Annotated in this window: 15 protein-coding genes, 4 tRNA genes and 1 pseudogene; 2 read left to right on the plus strand and 18 right to left on the minus strand. The window is 57.6% G+C overall.

The window, feature by feature from the left end:
• Positions 1 to 89: 89 nt before the first annotated feature.
• From KDX30_RS19590 to leuC, 10 genes are all read right to left on the minus strand, one after another.
• Complete coding sequence (locus KDX30_RS19590; RefSeq protein WP_099270801.1) at positions 90 to 899, minus strand: IclR family transcriptional regulator; 810 nt, start codon at positions 897 to 899, stop codon at positions 90 to 92.
• 76 nt (positions 900 to 975) lie between these two features.
• Positions 976 to 2,286: an MFS transporter gene (locus KDX30_RS19595; protein ID WP_231677252.1), complete on the minus strand. Its 1,311-nt coding sequence runs from the start codon at positions 2,284 to 2,286 to the stop codon at positions 976 to 978.
• 150 nt (positions 2,287 to 2,436) lie between these two features.
• Complete coding sequence (dgoD, locus tag KDX30_RS19600) at positions 2,437 to 3,585, minus strand: galactonate dehydratase (RefSeq protein WP_027900875.1); 1,149 nt, start codon at positions 3,583 to 3,585, stop codon at positions 2,437 to 2,439.
• Between the two features lie 48 nt (positions 3,586 to 3,633).
• Positions 3,634 to 4,263 carry a 2-dehydro-3-deoxy-6-phosphogalactonate aldolase gene (locus KDX30_RS19605; RefSeq protein WP_231677253.1) on the minus strand — a complete coding sequence of 210 codons (630 nt, stop codon included), beginning with the start codon at positions 4,261 to 4,263 and terminating at the stop codon, positions 3,634 to 3,636.
• 1 nt (position 4,264) lies between these two features.
• On the minus strand, positions 4,265 to 5,257 hold the full coding sequence (locus KDX30_RS19610) for a 2-dehydro-3-deoxygalactonokinase (RefSeq protein ID WP_231677254.1): 993 nt from the start codon (positions 5,255 to 5,257) through the stop codon (positions 4,265 to 4,267).
• Positions 5,258 to 5,552: 295 nt separating this feature from the next.
• Positions 5,553 to 6,665: an aspartate-semialdehyde dehydrogenase gene (asd, locus tag KDX30_RS19615; RefSeq protein WP_027900872.1), complete on the minus strand. Its 1,113-nt coding sequence runs from the start codon at positions 6,663 to 6,665 to the stop codon at positions 5,553 to 5,555.
• A 68-nt stretch (positions 6,666 to 6,733) separates the two neighbouring features.
• Positions 6,734 to 7,816, minus strand: a complete 1,083-nt coding sequence (leuB, locus tag KDX30_RS19620) for a 3-isopropylmalate dehydrogenase (protein WP_122396969.1) — start codon at positions 7,814 to 7,816, stop codon at positions 6,734 to 6,736.
• A 65-nt stretch (positions 7,817 to 7,881) separates the two neighbouring features.
• Positions 7,882 to 8,646 (minus strand): class I SAM-dependent methyltransferase, encoded by a 765-nt coding sequence (locus tag KDX30_RS19625; protein ID WP_231677255.1) that lies wholly within the window; start codon positions 8,644 to 8,646, stop codon positions 7,882 to 7,884.
• Positions 8,647 to 8,803: 157 nt separating this feature from the next.
• Positions 8,804 to 9,445: a 3-isopropylmalate dehydratase small subunit gene (leuD, locus tag KDX30_RS19630; protein ID WP_027900869.1), complete on the minus strand. Its 642-nt coding sequence runs from the start codon at positions 9,443 to 9,445 to the stop codon at positions 8,804 to 8,806.
• A gap of 10 nt (positions 9,446 to 9,455) precedes the next feature.
• Positions 9,456 to 10,880: a 3-isopropylmalate dehydratase large subunit gene (gene leuC / locus KDX30_RS19635; RefSeq protein ID WP_231677256.1), complete on the minus strand. Its 1,425-nt coding sequence runs from the start codon at positions 10,878 to 10,880 to the stop codon at positions 9,456 to 9,458.
• A 189-nt stretch (positions 10,881 to 11,069) separates the two neighbouring features.
• Between leuC and KDX30_RS19640 the strand changes: the two genes are divergently transcribed.
• Positions 11,070 to 11,948: a LysR family transcriptional regulator gene (locus KDX30_RS19640; RefSeq protein WP_122708798.1), complete on the plus strand. Its 879-nt coding sequence runs from the start codon at positions 11,070 to 11,072 to the stop codon at positions 11,946 to 11,948.
• A 112-nt stretch (positions 11,949 to 12,060) separates the two neighbouring features.
• Positions 12,061 to 14,160, plus strand: a pseudogene (locus KDX30_RS19645) (putative bifunctional diguanylate cyclase/phosphodiesterase); the annotation flags it as partial.
• A gap of 51 nt (positions 14,161 to 14,211) precedes the next feature.
• Here the strand turns inward: KDX30_RS19645 and KDX30_RS19650 are convergent.
• From KDX30_RS19650 to gltX, 8 genes are all read right to left on the minus strand, one after another.
• Positions 14,212 to 14,655, minus strand: coding sequence for an Hsp20 family protein (locus KDX30_RS19650; protein WP_027900866.1), 444 nt, complete (start codon positions 14,653 to 14,655; stop codon positions 14,212 to 14,214).
• A 112-nt stretch (positions 14,656 to 14,767) separates the two neighbouring features.
• Positions 14,768 to 15,727 (minus strand): tRNA dihydrouridine synthase, encoded by a 960-nt coding sequence (locus tag KDX30_RS19655; RefSeq protein ID WP_099270793.1) that lies wholly within the window; start codon positions 15,725 to 15,727, stop codon positions 14,768 to 14,770.
• 29 nt (positions 15,728 to 15,756) lie between these two features.
• Positions 15,757 to 16,218: an acyl-CoA thioesterase gene (locus KDX30_RS19660; RefSeq protein ID WP_027900864.1), complete on the minus strand. Its 462-nt coding sequence runs from the start codon at positions 16,216 to 16,218 to the stop codon at positions 15,757 to 15,759.
• 409 nt (positions 16,219 to 16,627) lie between these two features.
• Positions 16,628 to 16,703 (minus strand) — tRNA-Glu (locus KDX30_RS19665).
• A 46-nt stretch (positions 16,704 to 16,749) separates the two neighbouring features.
• A tRNA-Ala gene (locus KDX30_RS19670) sits at positions 16,750 to 16,825 on the minus strand.
• Positions 16,826 to 16,875: 50 nt separating this feature from the next.
• Positions 16,876 to 16,951, minus strand: a tRNA-Glu gene (locus KDX30_RS19675).
• A 90-nt stretch (positions 16,952 to 17,041) separates the two neighbouring features.
• Positions 17,042 to 17,117: transfer RNA gene (locus tag KDX30_RS19680), tRNA-Ala, on the minus strand.
• Positions 17,118 to 17,263: 146 nt separating this feature from the next.
• Positions 17,264 to 18,745 (minus strand): glutamate--tRNA ligase, encoded by a 1,482-nt coding sequence (gene gltX / locus KDX30_RS19685; RefSeq protein ID WP_231677257.1) that lies wholly within the window; start codon positions 18,743 to 18,745, stop codon positions 17,264 to 17,266.
• Between the last annotated feature and the right edge of the window lie 324 nt (positions 18,746 to 19,069).

Below are 19,069 nucleotides of genomic sequence, written 5' to 3' on the forward strand. Positions count from 1 at the left end.
CTTCCTGTAGGAGCTGCCGAAGGCTGCGAAGACGCTATGTCTGACGCACCGTCATTCGCAGCCTTCGGCAGCTCCTACAGGGGCCCGGCTCATCCACCCAACTCCGCCGACAACCTGGCCGCCGTCTCCTTGATCAACGGCACCAGCTCGGCCATTTTCTCCAACGGCATGTAAGGCACGGTACTGGCGATGCTGATGCCGGCAACAATGTGCTTGCCCGCATCACGAATCGGCGCTGCCACGCAGCGGATCGACGGCTCGTTATCCTCAAGATCAAACGCGTAACCGCCTTCCACGTACTCATGCATACGCTGACGCACCTGCTCCCAGGACTGCTCCTCATGAGCGGGCCACAACGGGTTGCGCGCCACTTCCGGCAAACTGACCTGGTACAGCCGCAGCCACTCGCTTTCCACGCTGTCCAGCAGCAGCGCCTTGCCGATCCCGGTACGCGCCAGCGGCATACGATGGCCAACTCGTGAACGCATTTCCGGACCGTTACGCCCAGGATTCTTGTGCAGATAAAGCACCTCGTCGCCGTCACGAATCGCGAGGTGGACAGTGTCGCCGGTCAACTGTGAAAGCTCATCCAGATAAGGCCGGGCCAATATCGCCAAAGGCACCTCTTCCCGCGCCTGAAAACCCAGCTCGATCAACTTGGGCCCCAGCAGGTAGCCGACCTGAGGCAATACCCGCAGATAACGCTCCTCCACCAGGCAACTGACCAACCGGTGCGTAGTGCTGCGCGTGGTGCCAATGCGCCGGGCAATTTCCTTGAGGTCCCGTGCACCGTCGGCGACGGCCTGAACCACGCCCAGCCCGCGCAACAGGGTCTGCGTACCCGTCGGCGCCGAATCTTTGGAAGTGCTGCTTGCTGTGTCGTCGAGCGCTTGCGACATATCAGGCTTATCCCCTCAAAAAACTGGCGGCATTATCGCCGCCAGCTCATCTCCATGCTACTTCCGATATCCGCGGTTAAAGCTCGATACGCTCGACCTTGCCCACCAGCAGGATGTAGGACAGCGCGCCCAGCAGCGCCAGCACTGAGATGTAGGTAATAGCAGGCGCAAAGGAATCGCCGGACACCAAGAAGCCAATCACGATAGGCGTGGCAATGGCCGACAGGTTGCCGATGAAGTTGAAGGTCCCGCCCGTCAGGCCCAGCAGACGCGCCGGGGCCAGGGTCGATACCAGCGACCAGGTGATGGACGCCAGGCCATTACCGAAGAACGCCAGCGCCAGAAATGCGATGACCAGCGGCGTCGAATCAACGAAGTTGGCGCCAATGATAGAGGTGGAAATCAGCAGACCGGCAATGATCGGCAATTTACGCGCAAAACCGACGGCATGACCGCGACGGATCAGCCAGTCAGAGAAAAATCCCGAACACAGCACACCGATGAATGCCGCGAGAAATGGCAGCGACGCCAACAGGCCAGATTTGATGAAATCCATGCCGCGGTATTTCACGAGATAGGTCGGGAACCAGGTCAGAAAGAACCACAGCGTCGAGTTCAGGCAAAACTGACCCAGGTAGATCCCCCATAGCTTGCGTTTGGTGAGCACGATGCCCAGATCCGCCCAACTGAACGGACGTTTTTCCTTTGCCGTGTCAGCCTGGATATCCACCAGCCCGCCGCCCTCGCGAATCAACTCGATTTCTGCCTCGTTGACGCCTTTGAAATCACGAGGCTCGCGATACACCATGTACCAGATAACCGCCCAGAGCACGCCCACCGCACCAGTGCTGACGAACACCATGTGCCAGCCGTAGTGCGCTTGCAGCCAGGCCAGCACCGGTGTCAGAAATGCCAGACCGACAAACTGCCCTGAGGTATAGAAGCCAATGGCCGTGGCCCGCTCACGCTCGGGAAACCAGGTGGTGACGACACGACTGTTGATGGGATACGCCGGTGCTTCCAGGGCGCCCACTGCCATGCGCAAAACGAACAGCGCGATGAAGCTGGCAGCGAAGCCGAGCATGATGGTCGCGATGGACCACAGCGCCAATGCGACGGTGTACAGGATTCGTGGCGGTACACGGTCGACGAGCCAGCCACCGGGTAATTGCATGGCCGCGTAAGTCCAGCCGAATGCCGAGAAAATCAATCCGACATGCACCGGATCGATACCCAGTTCGCTGGTCAGCGCAGGCGCGGCGATGGACAGGTTGCTGCGGTCCAGATAGTTGATCACGACGGTGATGAACAACAGGACCATGATGAAATAACGCTTGCGGGTAGGCGTGACTAAAGACGCCGCCCCTTCGAGAGTGCGGGTTTGCATGTGAGGTGCCTCTTTTTGTCTTTATTGAGGTCGCTATGAACTGGTGACCCCCTGTAGGAGCTGCCAAAGGCTGCGAATCGCGGTGATTCAGGCAGATCGCTTTCGCAGCCTTCGGCAGCTCCTACAAGGGTCAGGCGTCAGCCTGAGAAATCACCACTCCGCAAAGCTGCCATCGGCATGGCGCCAGATCGGGTTGCGCCAGCGATGGCCGATAGCCGCGCGCTCCTTGACGTACTCTTCGTTGATCTCGATGCCCAGGCCGGGTCCGTTGGGAATTTTCACCATGCCTTTGTCGTAATCGAACACCTCGGGATTCTTGATGTAATCCAGCAGGTCATTACTCTCGTTGTAGTGAATACCCAGGCTCTGCTCTTGAATGAAGGCGTTGTAGCAGACCGCATCCAGTTGCAGGCACGCAGCCAGGGCTATCGGACCGAGCGGGCAATGTAACGCAAGGGCGACGTCGTAGGCTTCAGCCATGTTGGCGATCTTGCGAGTCTCAGTGATACCACCGGCATGGGACGCATCAGGCTGGATAATGTCGACGTAGCCTTCGCTCAACACGCGCTTGAAATCCCAGCGCGAGAACAGCCTTTCGCCCAGGGCAATCGGCGTACTGGTCAAGGGCGCCAGCTCTTTCAACGCCTCGTAGTTCTCGCTGAGCACTGGCTCTTCGATGAACATCAGTTTGTACGGGTCCAGTTCTTTCATCAGTACCTTGGCCATGGGTTTGTGCACCCGGCCATGGAAATCGACGCCGATGCCCACGTTTGGCCCGACTGCGTCACGCACTGCGGCAACGTTGGCCAGCGCGAGGTCGACCTTGTCGAAGGTATCGAGGAACTGCAACTCTTCGGTGCCGTTCATCTTCACCGCAGTGAAGCCCCGCTCCACCGCTTCTTTGGCCGCACGGGCGGTATCAGCCGGGCGGTCGCCGCCGATCCACGAGTAAACACGGATCTTGTCGCGCACCTGGCCGCCGAGCAAATCGCTGACCGATACCCCCAGATGCTTGCCCTTGATATCCCACAACGCCTGATCGATACCGGCCAGTGCGCTCATGTGCACCGCGCCGCCGCGATAAAAACCGCCACGATAGAGCACGGTCCAGATGTCTTCGATATTGCGCGGGTCTTTGCCGATCAGGTAGTCAGACAACTCTTCGACAGCCGCTGCAACCGTGTGAGCACGGCCTTCAACCACCGGTTCGCCCCAACCCGTAATGCCTTGGTCGGTTTCGACCTTGAGGAAGCACCAGCGTGGCGGAACGATAAAAGTCGTAAGTTTGGTAATTTTCATGTGTGCGATTCTCTTATTTGAAGTGGCGCCTGAAGCGCTCTGGTTGACTCAAAAACGTTCGGTCAATTGCTTCCAGGCCGCGACATAGGCATGAGCGCGCTCGCCCACTTCGGCTGCGCTCATGCCCGGTTTGAACAAACCCGAGCCGAGACCGAAACCTTTGACGCCTGCCTCCAGAAAGACCTTCATGTTGTCCGGGGTAATACCCCCCACCGGAACCAGTGCTGTCCCTATCGGCAACACCGCAAGCCAGGCTTTCACCACGGCAGGGCTCATTTGCTCAGCGGGAAAAAGCTTCAGCACATCAGCACCTTCGGCCAACGCAGCGAAGGCTTCTGTCGGTGTCGCCACTCCAGGTGACAGAAACAACCCCGCCTCTTTGGCGGCGCGCAACACCTTGGCATCACTGTGCGGCATGACGATGACCTGCCCGCCCGCCTCCTTGACCAGGTTGACCTGTTCAGGAGTCATCACGGTGCCTGCACCGATCAGGCAATCGGCAGGCAGACTCTGGCGCAACAGACGAATGCTGTCATAGGGCTGCGGCGAATTAAGGGGCACTTCAATGACCCGGAAACCCGCCTCATACAACACATCACCAATGGCGGGCGCTTCTGCCGGACGCAGACCACGCAGAATGGCGATCAAACCGTTTTCGAGCAGTGCTTGCTTGAGCATGTCAGACCTCTAATGGAATGTTGGCGAGCAAGCCGGCTTTGAGTGCCACTTGCCAAAGACCGCGCTCAGTGGCCTGTTCTGCCACCGTCACGTGAAGAAAACCGCAGGCGTGCAAGGCTCGCCCGTAACGCAGACACAGCTGCTCGCCACCCAGAAGAATGACGGGAGGCAATTCGGAATGATGGGCACGCTGCAGAGTGGCGAGGGTTGCCAGCTCATGCCCGATCAACAGACCGGACAAGTAATCAGGTTGGGCATCAGCACTGAGTTGGCCGGTCAGGCCCAAGGTGCGGCAACTGAAAATCGTTGATAGCGGCCCTGCTGCGCCGTCAGCCGACAACGCCACCGCGACCCCCAGATCAAACGCCGCCTGATCGAAGACATCGCTGCGCTGCATGGTGCGGCCGAGAATCGTGTGGTTGCTCAGCGCAGCAAAGACTTCGCCGGTCATGAAGGTATCGAAATGCAGGATGCAGCCGTCGGCGGCCTGAACCCATTTGGAATGGCTGCCGGGTAGACCGATCAATAAGGGTTTAAGCACTTCGGTTGCAGAAAGTCCTGCCAAAACACCCAGCACCTGGGTTTCTTCGCCACGCATGACGTTGGGCAGGACCGAACGCTGGAGTACACCGGGGATGATGTGGACATCGACGCCACGCAGGCTGCGCACGGTTTGCAAGGCAGAGCTGAGGCCGGACACGCTGGCCGGGGTTTCACGATAAACCGCTTCACGCCAGCCTTGGGCGCTGCCAACCATGCCACAGGCAATGACCGGCAGGTTGGGTTCGGCATCGAGCCAGTCGCCACACGCCTCGTCAAAGGCCAGTTCGAAACCGTCGCTGCAGAGTGCACCAGCGATCATTCGCGGCGTACTCGGTAATTGCATGATGCCTGCGCTCAGTGAGCGCTGTTCCAGAACCCGGCCGTGATCGCCGAGCCGATAAGCACGAAGAGAGGTTGTCCCCCAATCGAGCGCGATCAAATGCGCTTGCATCGCTTCACCTATTATTTTTTGAGCAGTGAGTGCGAGGAGGACTATAAACCTGAAACGACGAATATCTCAATATGTAAATTTTAATCCCATATTATGGGATTTTTTTGACTCCTGCGAAATCCTGTGGGAGCGGAGCTTGCTCGCGATAAGCCTGGACGAGCTCGAACTGCAATGCGCGGTGTCCTTATCGCTAGCAAGCTCAGCTCCCACAAGGGAATGCATTCCAACCAAAAATCTTCGTCCATAAAAAAACCGCCCCGAAAGGCGGTTTTTCATGTCAGCTACAACCGGACGATCAACGCTCCAGCAGGATCCGCAGCATGCGACGCAGCGGTTCGGCCGCGCCCCACAGCAACTGATCGCCAACGGTGAACGCGCCCAGATACTGCGAGCCCATGTTCAGCTTGCGCAGGCGGCCCACCGGAATGCTCATGGTGCCAGTCACGGAAGTCGGGCTCAGCTCCTGAATGCTCGCTTCGCGATGGTTTGGCACCAGCTTCACCCAAGGGTTGTGCTGGCTGATCAAACCTTCGATGTCGGCGATTGGCACGTCCTTATTGAGCTTGATAGTCAATGCCTGGCTGTGGCAACGCATCGAGCCGATCCGCACGCAGATACCATCGACAGGAATCGGGCTCTTGAAGCGACCCAGAATCTTGTTGGTCTCGGCCTGCCCTTTCCACTCTTCACGGCTCTGACCGTTCGGCAGTTCCTTGTCGATCCAAGGGATCAGGCTGCCGGCCAACGGCACACCGAAGTTTTCGGTCGGGTAGGCATCGCTGCGCATGGCTTCAGCGACCTTGCGGTCGATGTCCAGAATCGCGCTGGCAGGATTGGCCAGGTCGTCAGCAACAGCCGCGTGAGTCGCGCCCATCTGCTTGATCAGCTCACGCATGTTCTGCGCGCCAGCACCGGAAGCCGCCTGATAGGTCATGGCATTCATCCACTCAACCAGACCGGCTTCGAACAGGCCGCCCAAGCCCATCAGCATCAAGCTGACCGTGCAATTACCGCCAATGTAGTTCTTGGTGCCCGCATCCAGTTGCTGATCGATGACCTTGCGGTTAACCGGATCCAGAACGATGACCGCATCATCCTGCATACGCAGGCTGGAGGCGGCATCGATCCAGTAACCCTGCCAACCGGCTTCGCGCAGCTTCGGAAACACCTCATTGGTGTAGTCGCCGCCCTGGCAGGTCAGAATCACGTCGAGGGTTTTCAGCTCGTCAATGCTGTAAGCATCTTTGAGCGGAGCCACGTCCTTGCCGACGGAGGGGCCTTGGCCGCCTACGTTGGAGGTGGTGAAAAACACCGGCTCGATCAGATCAAAATCCTGCTCTTCCAGCATCCGCTGCATGAGCACGGAACCGACCATTCCACGCCAACCGATCAGACCTACACGTTTCATCGCAACTACACCTTGTTTAAAAAGTGGGCCGTCGCATTCGGGTTCGAATTCGCGACGGGCCCGAGATATTACAGATTGCGCAGCGCGGCGACTACAGCGTCGCCCATTTCCTGCGTGCCGACCTTCGCATTGCCCGCCGACCAGATGTCGCCAGTGCGCAAGCCTTGATCCAGAACCAGGCTTACGGCCTTTTCAATGGCGTCGGCAGCGTCGGTCAGATTGAAGCTGTAACGCAGCATCATCGAGACCGAAAGGATGGTCGCCAGCGGGTTGGCAATGCCTTTGCCCGCGATGTCAGGTGCCGAGCCATGGCAAGGCTCATACATGCCCTTGTTATTGGCGTCCAGCGAGGCCGACGGCAGCATGCCGATGGAGCCGGTGAGCATCGACGCTTCGTCGGACAGAATGTCGCCGAACATATTATCGGTGACGATCACATCAAACTGCTTCGGCGCACGCACCAGTTGCATGGCGGCGTTGTCGACGTACATGTGACTCAGCTCGACATCCGGATAGTCCTTGGCGACTTCCTCGACCACTTCACGCCACAGTTGGCTGGAGGCCAGAACGTTAGCCTTGTCTACCGAGCACAGCTTCTTGCCACGTACACGTGCCATGTCGAAACCGACGCGAGCAATGCGGCGAATCTCACTCTCGCTATACGGCAGCGTGTCGTAGGCCTGACGCTCGCCGTTTTCCAGGGTCTGGCTGCCACGCGGCGCGCCAAAATAAATACCGCCCGTCAGTTCGCGGACGATGAGAATGTCCAGACCGGCAACGATTTCAGGCTTGAGGCTGGAGGCATCAGCCAGTTGCGGATACAGGATGGCTGGACGCAGGTTGCCGAACAGGCCCAGTTGCGCACGGATTTTCAGCAGGCCGCGCTCTGGGCGGATATCACGCTCGATGGCGTCCCATTTCGGGCCGCCCACAGCCCCCAGCAATACTGCGTCAGCAGCGCGGGCACGCTCGAGCGTTTCGTCGGCAAGTGGCACGCCATGCTTGTCGATGGCCGCGCCGCCGATCACATCGTGGCTGAGTTCGAAGCCCAGTTGATACTTTTCGTTGGCCAGCTCAAGAACCTTTACCGCTTCGGTCATGATTTCCGGACCAATACCGTCGCCTGGGAGAATCAGAATCTGCTTGCTCATAACATCCTCAAATTTTTGTAACGGCACTGTTGATCAGCGCCTCTTCGTCTACTGAACGGAAAAAGTTAGCGTTCGGCCCATAACACCAGCACATCGGTGCTGAACGAGCCGTCAGCGGTAATCTCGAAATATTCGCGCACTTCTGCGCCCATAGCCTGCTGCAATTCACGAATCGCGACCCGAAAGGCTTGCGGAGTGCGCATGCGTTCTACCCAGGAGTTGTACTCGAGGTGCAGACGCTGACGGCTGTGACTGCGGGTGAACAGGCCCGCCTCGCTGACCTGCCGCAGCCACTCGGCGGCGGAGTAGTCGCGCACGTGGCTGGTGTCACGCAGCACTTCCACACTTTGCAGGTAGGTATCCAGTAACGGGCTGCCTGGAGACATAACGTCGATAAAAGCGGCAACGCCTCCCGGTTTCAGTACTCTGCGCACTTCACGCAGGGCTGGCGCCAGATCACTCCAGTGGTGAGCCGAATAGCGACTGAACACGAAATCGAACTCGCCATCCTCAAAAGGCAGACTTTCCGCAGCGCCGCACACAGTACTGACATTCGTCAGCCCACGTTCCTGCGCTGCAGCGGCCACGACATCGAGCATTTGCTGCGAAAGGTCATACGCCACCACTTCGCTGACTGCCGACGCGACATTGAAGCTCACATGCCCCGCGCCACACCCCAGATCCAGTACCCGCGCACTGCTGCGCCCCGCCACTTCGGCCTGTAGCAGCGCAAATTCGGTGCCTTGCGCGTGCACGGCACTGCTCAGATAGGCGGAGGCCTGCTCACCGAATTGACGTTTTACGACTTGAGTGTGGGCGGAGTTGGTCATGGGATTCTTCCTGATGAAAATCTAACTGAAAAATGCGGTCTCCTGTGGGAGCCGGGCTTGCCCGCGATAAGGCTGGACGCGGTTCACTTTAGATCGCATGGACCTTATCGCGGGCAAGCCCAGCTCCCACATGGGAATGCATTCCAAGCCTTCAATCTCAACCGCGGAACAACCATGGCTGGCTGGCGCGGTGCTTCGCTTCGAAACTGGCAATCGCTTCGCCATCTACCAGGGTCAGACCGATGTCATCCAGGCCTTCAAGCAGGCAGTGCTTGCGAAACGCATCGACTTCAAAGCTGTATACCTTGCCATCCGGACGAGTGACCGTCTGGGCCGCCAGGTCGACGGTCAACTGGTAACCTTCGTTGGCTTCAACCTGCTTGAACAGCTCATCAACTTCAGCCTCGTCGAGAATGATCGGCAGCAAGCCGTTCTTGAAGCTGTTGTTGAAGAAGATATCGGCATAACTGGGGGCGATGATCGCGCAGAAACCGTACTCGTCCAGTGCCCACGGCGCGTGCTCACGGCTTGAGCCGCAGCCGAAGTTTTCCCGGGCCAGCAACACGCTGGCACCCTGATAGCGAGCATCGTTGAGCACGAAATCAGGGTTCAAAGGCCGCTTGGAGTTGTCCTGATACGGTTGCCCGACATCCAAGTAACGCCATTCGTCGAACAGGTTTGGACCGAAGCCGGTGCGCTTGATCGACTTGAGAAACTGCTTGGGAATGATCTGGTCGGTATCGACGTTGGCACGATCCAGAGGAGCGACAAGGCCGGTGTGCTGAGTAAAGGCTTTCATGCTGGGCTCCTTAGTGCTGAATCAGTTCGCGAACATCAATGAAACGACCGTTGACCGCTGCGGCTGCAGCCATCGCCGGGCTGACCAGGTGAGTACGACCACCGGCACCCTGACGACCTTCGAAGTTGCGGTTGGAGGTGGACGCGCAATGCTCGCCACTTTCCAGCCGGTCCGGGTTCATCGCCAGACACATCGAGCAACCTGGCTCACGCCATTCGAAACCGGCCTCGAGAAAGATCTTGTCCAGACCTTCGCTTTCCGCCTGCGCCTTGACCAGCCCGGAGCCCGGCACAACGATCGCCTGCTTGATAGTCGAAGCCACCTTGCGACCTTTGGCGATTTCAGCCGCAGCACGCAAATCCTCGATACGCGAGTTGGTGCAGGAACCAATAAATACGCGATCCAGCTGAATGTCAGTGATGGCCTGATTGGCTTTGAGGCCCATATACTTCAATGCACGCTCAATGGAACCACGCTTGACCAGATCAGTTTCGTGAGCCGGATCCGGAACGTTCTGATCAACGGCCAGCACCATCTCAGGAGAAGTACCCCAGCTGACTTGCGGTTTGATCTGCGCGGCGTCGAGTTTGACCACGGTATCAAAGTGCGCGTCGGCATCGGAAACCAGGTCTTTCCAGGCTTCTACTGCCAACTCCCACTGCTCGCCTTTAGGTGCGAAAGGACGCCCCTTCACGTAGGCAATGGTTTTTTCATCGGTAGCCACCAGACCGACGCGAGCGCCCGCCTCGATGGACATGTTGCAGATGGTCATACGGCCTTCAACCGACAGATCGCGGATCGCGCTGCCCGCAAACTCCATCGCATGGCCGTTGCCGCCTGCGGTGCCGATCTTGCCGATCACCGCCAGCACAATGTCTTTAGCTGTCACGCCGACGGGCAATTTGCCCTCGACGGAAACCAGCATGTTTTTCATTTTCTTGGCCACCAGGCACTGAGTGGCGAGCACATGCTCAACCTCTGAAGTGCCGATACCGTGAGCCAGCGCCCCAAATGCGCCGTGAGTAGAAGTGTGGGAGTCACCACACACCACCGTCATGCCCGGCAAGGTCGCGCCCTGCTCCGGGCTGATCACGTGAACGATGCCCTGACGCACGTCGTTCATTTTGAATTCGGTAATGCCGTACTCGTCGCAGTTGTCGTCGAGGGTCTGCACCTGAAGACGCGACACCTGGTCGGCAATGGCTTCGATACCGCCTTTACGTTCCGGAGTGGTCGGTACGTTGTGGTCCGGGGTCGCAATGTTGGCGTCGATGCGCCATGGCTTGCGGCCCGCCAGACGCAGACCTTCAAAGGCCTGTGGCGAAGTCACTTCATGGATGATGTGACGATCGATGTAAATGAGCGACGAGCCATCGTCACGTTTTTTTACTTCGTGCGAATCCCAGAGCTTGTCGTACAACGTTTTGCCGGCCATCAGGCGAATCCTCATCAGCTTGTTATTTCTATGCCTTCCAGGTCGTCGTGAAATCAGTTTTCACGCTCGCCTGCCGGGCGATCTTAAACAACCGGATGACCCTTTGGCTTGTACGGACATGCTACGAAATATGCTTAAATAACTCAAATTCATAATTTTTATACTTTGGATAACCAACTGGAATCTGAGATGGATCTGGCTAACCTCAATGCTTTTATCGCCATCGCCGAAACCGGCAGCTTTTCTGGAGCAGGTGAACACCTGCACTTGACCCAGCCCGCTATCAGCAAGCGTATAGCGGGGCTGGAACAGCAGTTGAACGTGCGGCTGTTTGACCGGCTGGGCCGGGAAGTCAGCCTGACCGAGGCTGGTAGAGCCTTGCTGCCCAGGGCTTATCAGATTCTGAATGTGCTGGACGATACCCGGCGTGCACTGACCAATCTGACGGGTGAAGTGACCGGCCGCCTGACATTGGCAACCAGTCATCACATCGGCCTGCACCGTCTGCCCCCGCTGCTCCGGGAGTTCACCCGACGTTATCCTGAAGTCGCGCTGGACATTCAGTTCCTGGATTCAGAGGTCGCCTATGAGGAAATCCTTCATGGCCGCGCCGAGCTGGCAGTCATCACTCTGGCCCCGGATCCTCACACGCTGATCAAGGCCGTGTCAGTCTGGGACGACCCGCTGGACTTCGTTGCCGCTCCTGAACACCCACTGGCCAACAGCGGCCCGGTGAGTTTGCAGGACGTCGTCGGCTATCCGGCGGTATTTCCCGGCAACAACACGTTTACCCATCACATCGTCAGCGGACTGTGCGAAGCACAAGGGCTGAAGCCGGATATCGCCATGAGCACCAACTATCTGGAAACCATCAAAATGATGGTGTCCATCGGCCTCGCATGGAGCGTGCTGCCACGGACTATGCTCGATGAACAGGTGGCGCGTATTCCATTACCGGGCATACAGCTCAGTCGTCAGCTAGGCTACATACTTCACACGGAGCGTACGTTGTCCAATGCGGCCCGGGCATTCATGGCGCTGCTAGATGCCCAGGCTGGCCAATGCTGAAAGCTCCTGATGCTAAAGATCGTATTACTGCCTTTATTACTTACAGGCGCGTGATCCCATGCCAGAACTTGCAGATAGCAACACCTTTCAGCCCTCCGGCCATGCCGCGGCGCTGAGCGAATCCGAAAAGCGTTTTGCAACGCTCTACAATCTCAGCCCCAACGTGGTGATCCTGTCCGCCATCGACAGCGGAGTAATCTGCGAGGTCAATCGCCAGTTCGAAACAATGCTCGGCTGGCCCGCAGCCGAAAGCATTGGTCGGACAGGTGTAGACCTGGGATTATGGGACGATTCCGAACACCGCAACAGCCTGGTCAGACGAGTCATGGCCCAGGACGAGCCCGTGAGGCTGGATGTGCGATTGCGCGCACGCGACGGCCGACTGATTGAAGGCACCTTCAGCGCATTGAAAGTCGAACTGGAGCGTCAGCTTTATTTGCTCAGCACCTTCATGGACAACAGCGCGCACCTGCGCGCCGAACGCGCCTTGAAGGCCAGCGAAGAGAAGTTCGCCAAAGCATTCCACTCCAGTCCTGACGCAATCACCATCACCGAGCGCCTCAGTGGCCGTTACCTGGAGGTCAACGGAGGCTTTTGCCGATTGATGGGGTTTACCCCTGACGAAGTGCTCGGCCGTACTGTCGCCGAGCTGGGCATCTGGGCTCACATTGAACAACGTGAGCAGTTGATTCGCGATCTGCAAGAAAATGGCCGGGTTCATCACCGGGAAATGACCGGCTGTCACAAGAACGGCTCCCACGTCACCGCTGAAGTGTCGGTCGAAACCATTACCCTCAACGATGTCGAATGCCTGCTCATGAATGCGCGGGATATCAGCGAGCTGAAGAGCGCCCAGGAGCAGGTTCAGCACCTGGCCTATCATGACTCCCTGACCAACCTGCCCAACCGGGCATTGCTCATGGATCGTCTCAGCCAGCAAATAATCCTGCTGCAACGCCACAATCTGCGTGGCGCTCTTCTTTTCATGGACCTGGATCACTTCAAGCACATCAATGACTCGCTGGGCCATCCAGTGGGTGACAGCGTGCTGAAGATTGTAACCGCCCGGCTTGAAGCGAGCGTGCGCATGGAAGACACCGTGGCGCGACTGGGCGGCGATGAGTTCGTGGTACTGATCAGCGGACTGGAAGGTAGTCGCGACGATGTGACCGACCAGGTACTGGAACTGGCCGACATGCTTCGCGCCCTGCTCGCCCAGCCGATGTTTCTGGACAATCAACGCCTGCAAATCACGCCAAGTATCGGTATCGCACTGATCCCCGACCATGGCCTGACCAGCGCCGACCTGCTCAAACGCGCCGATATCGCGCTGTACCGGGCGAAGGATTCGGGCCGCAATGCCACACAGCTGTTTCATGATTCGATGCAAAAAGCGGCCAGTGAACGCCTGCGCATGGAGAATGATCTGCGCATGGCGTTGCCACGCGGGGAGTTCAGCCTGTGTTATCAACCGCAAGTGGACACTCGCCTCAACCGCATCATTGGCGCGGAGGCCCTGTTGCGCTGGGAGCACCCCGAAACCGGGAACCTGCCTCCTAACCAGTTCATCCAGATACTGGAAGAGAGCGGAATGATTCTGGAGGTAGGCGCCTGGATTCTTGAGGAAGCCTGCCGGACGGCAAGCAAACTGCTGCGTGACAAACTGGTCGACATCCGGCACTTCAGTCTGTGCGTCAACATCAGCCCCCGCCAGTTCCGGCAGACCGACTTCGTTGATCGCGTCAAACGCTGTCTTCGCATCAACAGCCTGCCGAGCAACTTGCTCAAGCTGGAGATCACTGAAGGCATCGTCATTCAGAATCTGGACGAAACCATTGCCAAGATGCATGAGCTGAAAAAGCTCGGTGTCAGCTTTGCCATGGATGATTTCGGCACCGGCTACTCATCCCTTACCTACCTCAAACGCTTGCCCGTGGATGCGCTGAAAATTGACCAGTCGTTCATCCGCGACGCGACCACTGACCCCAATGACGCGGAAATCATCCGAGCAATCGTGGCAATGGCCCAGAGCCTGAACCTGACGGTGATTGCCGAAGGTGTTGAGCAACCCCTGCAACTGGAGTTTCTTGAGCAGTTGGGATGTCGTTTATATCAGGGCTATCTGTTCAGCGAACCGCTGACCTTGAGCGCATTCGAAAAACGCTTGAAGCAGCCCGAGATGTTATTTAAAGAAAGTCAGTTGAGTCCTTAGAAACGAAAGAAGGCGCCATAAAGGCGCCTTCTTTTGCTGGCAACTGAACAATCAGCTGTTCAGGACTTTCTGCGCGTTGATCGGAATGCGTTTGGCTTTGGCCTCTTCAGGCACCAGACGCAGCAAATCAATGTTCAGCAAGCCGTTGGACAAACCAGCGTTCTGCACTTCGATGTGATCAGCCAGCCGGAACGACAATTTGAAAGCCCGCTGAGCAATACCCTGATGCAGGTAAGTCACGCCCTCAGCAGTATTTTCACGCTTGCCGCCCGAAACAGTCAGCACGCCCTTCTCGACCTGAAGCTCAAGGTCTTCTTCAACGAAACCTGCGGCCGCGATCACGATGCGATATTGGTCATCCGCATGCTTCTCGACGTTGTAAGGAGGATAGCCGCCAGCGGACTCATTGCGGGCAGCAGCCTCGAACAGGTCATTGAAACGATCAAAGCCCACAGAGCTACGGAACAGAGGGGCCAGAGAAAATGCAGTAGTCATGATAAATCTCCTGTAAACAGCGAGTGGTTTAATCCGCGACCCGAATTCGGCATCGCGTAATCCCCAAACTAGGGTCGCCCAAAAGCTTTTCAAGAGTTTATTTTCAGATTTTTTATGACCGTTCGTCGGCACTGACACCGAGCAAAACACTGATCCGCTGACAGTCGGTTTCACGGCGTAATGCATCAAACATCTGCGTCGCTTCAGGGTAGCTTTTGGTCAATAGCACCAGCCACTGCTTGAGTCGGCCAGGCGCTTGAATCAGGGTCATTTTGTCCAGACACTGCAACCAGAAGGTCCGCAGCATGGGTTGCAGTTCAGCCCAGGTCATCGGCACCACTTCCTCGCCTTTCTGCGCGGCGGCAATCTGTCGAGCCAGATCAGGCCGCGCTACCAGCCCGCGACCGATCATGATGTCCCGAGCGCCGCAGATTTCACGGCAGCGCCGCCAGTCGTCCACGGTCCAGATTTCTCCGTTGGCGACCACTGGCACCTTGACCACTTCCTGGATTCTCGCGATCCACTCCCAGTGGGCAGGCGGCTTGTAGCCGTCGACCTTGGTACGGGCATGCACCACAATCTGCTCGGCCCCGCCGTCCGCCAACGCCCGGGCACAATCCAGCGCGCCGTCAGTGTTTTCGTAACCCAGGCGCATTTTGGCGGTGACCGGAATGTGCTTCGGCACCGCCCTGCGCACCTGACTCAGGATCGAATGCAGCAACTCAGGCTCTTTGAGCAGAATCGCACCGCCACGGGAGCGATTGACGGTTTTTGCCGGGCAACCGAAGTTCAGGTCCAGCACCGGCGCGCCCAGCTCACAGGCAAACGCAGCGTTCTCCGCCAGACAAACCGGATCAGAGCCGAGCAGTTGCAAGCGCAGCGGCGTACCCGCGTCGGTCTTGGCGCCTTTGTGAAACTCGGACGCGTACTTGTAGAAGTAATGAGCCGGCATCAAGCGCTCGGACACCCGGATGAATTCGGTCACGCACCAGTCGATCCCGCCGACTTTTGTCAGCGCATCGCGCAGGATGTCGTCAACCAGTCCCTCCATGGGCGCCAGAGCAATTTGCATGGGTCACACTCGAAAAAAAGTCCGGCAGTTTACGGCGCGCTGGCGGGATTGGAAACCAGGGGATCTGCAATGGCGACGCCATACCCCTCGATAAACTCTAAAGGCATGCGTTTAGGCTTGCCGCTGGACAGTTCGATGCAGACAAAAGTGGTCTGAGCGCGCAACAACGTCATGCCATCACGGGGGCGGCGTAGCTGAAAACGTCGAGTCATTTTCAAGCGTTTGTCCCAATCGACAATCCAGGTTGCCAACTCCAGTTCATCGTCCTGATAGGCGCTGGCCAAGTAATCGATCTCATGCCGAACCACCGCCATGGCCCGATCCAGACGACGATACTCACTCAGGTCCAGCCCTAACTGCTGCGAATGACGCCAGGCGCAGCGCTCCAGCCAGGTGACGTACACCGCGTTATTGGCGTGCCCCAGCCCGTCTATATCGTCTGCTGCCACATTGAGGTCGATCACAAAAGGCGTTGTCAAATCCCAGACCATGCTTGCTCCTGCGTTGCTGGTTGTAGGTGCGAGTGAGTGTAACCAAAGCGACGAAGAGAGTGGGCGAATGCTACTGGCGCGTAGCACCCCGAGGCTGTGACAGCGGAGTATCGGCCTGGCCGACGTCGTTTAACCCTCTGATTGGAATGCTTTTTTACCTGTAGAAGCGCGCTTGCCCGCGAAGCGATCTGTCAGTTGACGGGTAAGCGTCTGTACTGACGCTATCGCGGGCAAGCGCGCTCCTACAGGGCCCCGTTTGCTGCGCGACAGCGCGGTGCTCGTGAGCTCATACTGAGGAATGAGGGAACGGGGAAGCATCAGGAGGGAGGATGCGTTTTATCAAACGCCAGAAAAACAAAAGGGCCATTCAATAATCGAATGACCCTTGGTCTCGCAGAGCGAGAAATCGTGGCGTCCCCTAGGGGACTCGAACCCCTGTTACCGCCGTGAAAGGGCGGTGTCCTAGGCCACTAGACGAAGGGGACGCAAAACCTTCGAGCAGATTCGCTTGTTAGCAAACCCTGGCAAAATTGGTGGAGCTTAGCGGGATCGAACCGCTGACCTCCTGCATGCCATGCAGGCGCTCTCCCAGCTGAGCTAAAGCCCCGGATTTATCGCCTCGCGGCTCACATCACTTTCAAATGATGCACTTTAAAATGGCGTCCCCTAGGGGACTCGAACCCCTGTTACCGCCGTGAAAGGGCGGTGTCCTAGGCCACTAGACGAAGGGGACTAAACCTTCTGGATGCTGATGATCGGCGCTGGATCCGGTCATTTTTGCATCGTTTCAAAGCAGTGTAGCCGAGCTTTGAAACTCTAAATTTGGTGGAGCTTAGCGGGATCGAACCGCTGACCTCCTGCATGCCATGCAGGCGCTCTCCCAGCTGAGCTAAAGCCCCACATCAGTGGACGGGGCGCATGTTAAGCGTGAGTCGCAGAGCTGTCAAATTTATTTTTTACAATTTCGAAAGTTTTTTGTCGGTAATACAACCACTTACCATTCAGCCCCCGGAAAACCGGGGGACTGACAGGCACGGGCATTGCTTCAGGCAATAGCGCCCAGAAGCTTTTCCCATTCCTTGTTTTCTTTCTTCGAGACGCCACCCAGCAGATCAAGCGCCTGACGCAAGCGGAAGCGGGTCAGATCCGGGCCCAGGATTTCCATCGCGTCAGTCACCGAGACGGAATTGGCCTGCCCGGTGATCGCGGCAAACATCAACGGCATGGCATCACGCAGCTTGAGCTCCAGATGCTCGACGACAGCCTGGATGCAGCCCATGATCCGGTCTTTTTCCCACTGACGCAGGGACTCCAGTTTCCACAGAATCAACTGCATGACCTGACGCACCTGATCTGCAGACAGTTTCTTGTGCTCGAACAGTTTGGCGTCCGGCGTCACGCCACCGGCGAAGAAGAAACTGGCAAGTGGTGCGACCTGACTGAAGGTCTCCACCCTGCCCTGCACGTGCGGTGCGATCTTCATCATGTATTCAGGGTTCAGCGCCCAGTGCTGCAGGCGCGACGCGAACTCTTCCACCGGAAGTTCACGCAGCCACTGGCCGTTGAGCCATGACAGCTTCTCGATATCGAAAATCGGACCGCCCAGAGAAACCCGCGACAGATCAAAGTGCTCAACCATTTCTTCCAGAGAGAACTTCTCGCGCTCGTCAGGCATCGACCAGCCCATGCGCCCCAGGTAGTTGAGCATCGCCTCAGGCATGAAACCCATGCGCTCGTAGAACGTGACAGAGGTCGGGTTCTTGCGCTTGGACAGTTTGCTCTTGTCCGGGTTACGGAGCAGCGGCATGTAGCACAGCTGGGGCTTGTCCCAGCCGAAGTATTCGTAAAGCAGGATCAGCTTGGGCGCCGATGGCAGCCACTCTTCGCCGCGCAGTACGTGGGTGATGCCCATCAGGTGATCGTCGACGACGTTGGCCAGAAAGTAAGTCGGCAGACCGTCGGTCTTCATCAGGACTTGCATGTCCATGCGGTCCCACGGGATTTCGACTTCACCGCGCAGCATGTCCGGCACGACGCAAACGCCCTCGGTCGGCACTTTCATGCGGATCACGTGAGGCTCGCCCGCCGCCAGACGACGCGCTACTTCTTCCTTGGGGAGCAGCAACGCACGGCCGTCATAGCGCGGTGTTTCGCCACGAGCGGTTTGCTCGGCACGCATTTGATCCAGTTCTTCTGCAGTGCAGAAACACGGGAAAGCATGACCCAGTTCAACCAGTTGCTGAGCGTACTTCTGATAAATATCGCCCCGCTCGCTCTGCCGATACGGACCGTGCGGACCGCCGACATCCGGACCTTCGCTCCACTCGATACCCAACCAGCGCAACGCGTCGAAAATCTGCTGCTCCGACTCGCGGGTCGAACGCAGTTGATCGGTATCTTCGATGCGCAGGATGAACTCACCGCCATGCTGCTTGGCGAAGCAGTAGTTGAAAAGCGCTATGTAGGCCGTGCCAACGTGAGGGTCGCCGGTAGGCGAAGGCGCGATGCGGGTACGAACGGTGGTCATGAAAAATCCCGAAATAGGTCAAACAAGCCGTGAATATTAACAGGGGCAAGTGATCATGTGGGAGCTGAGCTTGCTCTGGGCGGCATTCCGACGATAAACGATAACGCGGAATGTCTTCTAGCACCGTCTCATGTATCGCGGGCAAGCCCTAATGCCAGTCAGTTAAGGAATTGACTTGTCCGTCCACCGAGAATAAAAAACGGGCTCCGTCGATCAGAGCCCGCCCCATGCCCCTTCAGAGCACTTTTCAAGAGATCATCAAACTCAATCCTGTTTCTTTTGAGCGCTTTGTTGAGCTCATTGATCCTCTCTGGATCGAACAAG

It is taken from the genome of Pseudomonas quasicaspiana, from assembly GCF_021147825.1.
In the GTDB taxonomy this organism is placed as follows: Bacteria; Pseudomonadota; Gammaproteobacteria; order Pseudomonadales; family Pseudomonadaceae; genus Aquipseudomonas; species Aquipseudomonas quasicaspiana.

What these genes read in the sequence shown, in the direction of transcription:
- KDX30_RS19590 (WP_099270801.1), bottom strand. Translation starts at nt 899, where the DNA reads ATGTCGCAAGCGCTCGACGACACAGCAAGCAGCACTTCCAAAGATTCG.
- KDX30_RS19595 (WP_231677252.1), bottom strand. Translation starts at nt 2,286, where the DNA reads ATGCAAACCCGCACTCTCGAAGGGGCGGCGTCTTTAGTCACGCCTACC.
- dgoD (WP_027900875.1), bottom strand. Translation starts at nt 3,585, where the DNA reads ATGAAAATTACCAAACTTACGACTTTTATCGTTCCGCCACGCTGGTGC.
- KDX30_RS19605 (WP_231677253.1), bottom strand. Translation starts at nt 4,263, where the DNA reads ATGCTCAAGCAAGCACTGCTCGAAAACGGTTTGATCGCCATTCTGCGT.
- KDX30_RS19610 (WP_231677254.1), bottom strand. Translation starts at nt 5,257, where the DNA reads ATGCAAGCGCATTTGATCGCGCTCGATTGGGGGACAACCTCTCTTCGT.
- asd (WP_027900872.1), bottom strand. Translation starts at nt 6,665, where the DNA reads ATGAAACGTGTAGGTCTGATCGGTTGGCGTGGAATGGTCGGTTCCGTG.
- leuB (WP_122396969.1), bottom strand. Translation starts at nt 7,816, where the DNA reads ATGAGCAAGCAGATTCTGATTCTCCCAGGCGACGGTATTGGTCCGGAA.
- KDX30_RS19625 (WP_231677255.1), bottom strand. Translation starts at nt 8,646, where the DNA reads ATGACCAACTCCGCCCACACTCAAGTCGTAAAACGTCAATTCGGTGAG.
- leuD (WP_027900869.1), bottom strand. Translation starts at nt 9,445, where the DNA reads ATGAAAGCCTTTACTCAGCACACCGGCCTTGTCGCTCCTCTGGATCGT.
- leuC (WP_231677256.1), bottom strand. Translation starts at nt 10,880, where the DNA reads ATGGCCGGCAAAACGTTGTACGACAAGCTCTGGGATTCGCACGAAGTA.
- KDX30_RS19640 (WP_122708798.1), top strand. Translation starts at nt 11,070, where the DNA reads ATGGATCTGGCTAACCTCAATGCTTTTATCGCCATCGCCGAAACCGGC.
- KDX30_RS19650 (WP_027900866.1), bottom strand. Translation starts at nt 14,655, where the DNA reads ATGACTACTGCATTTTCTCTGGCCCCTCTGTTCCGTAGCTCTGTGGGC.
- KDX30_RS19655 (WP_099270793.1), bottom strand. Translation starts at nt 15,727, where the DNA reads ATGCAAATTGCTCTGGCGCCCATGGAGGGACTGGTTGACGACATCCTG.
- KDX30_RS19660 (WP_027900864.1), bottom strand. Translation starts at nt 16,218, where the DNA reads ATGGTCTGGGATTTGACAACGCCTTTTGTGATCGACCTCAATGTGGCA.
- gltX (WP_231677257.1), bottom strand. Translation starts at nt 18,745, where the DNA reads ATGACCACCGTTCGTACCCGCATCGCGCCTTCGCCTACCGGCGACCCT.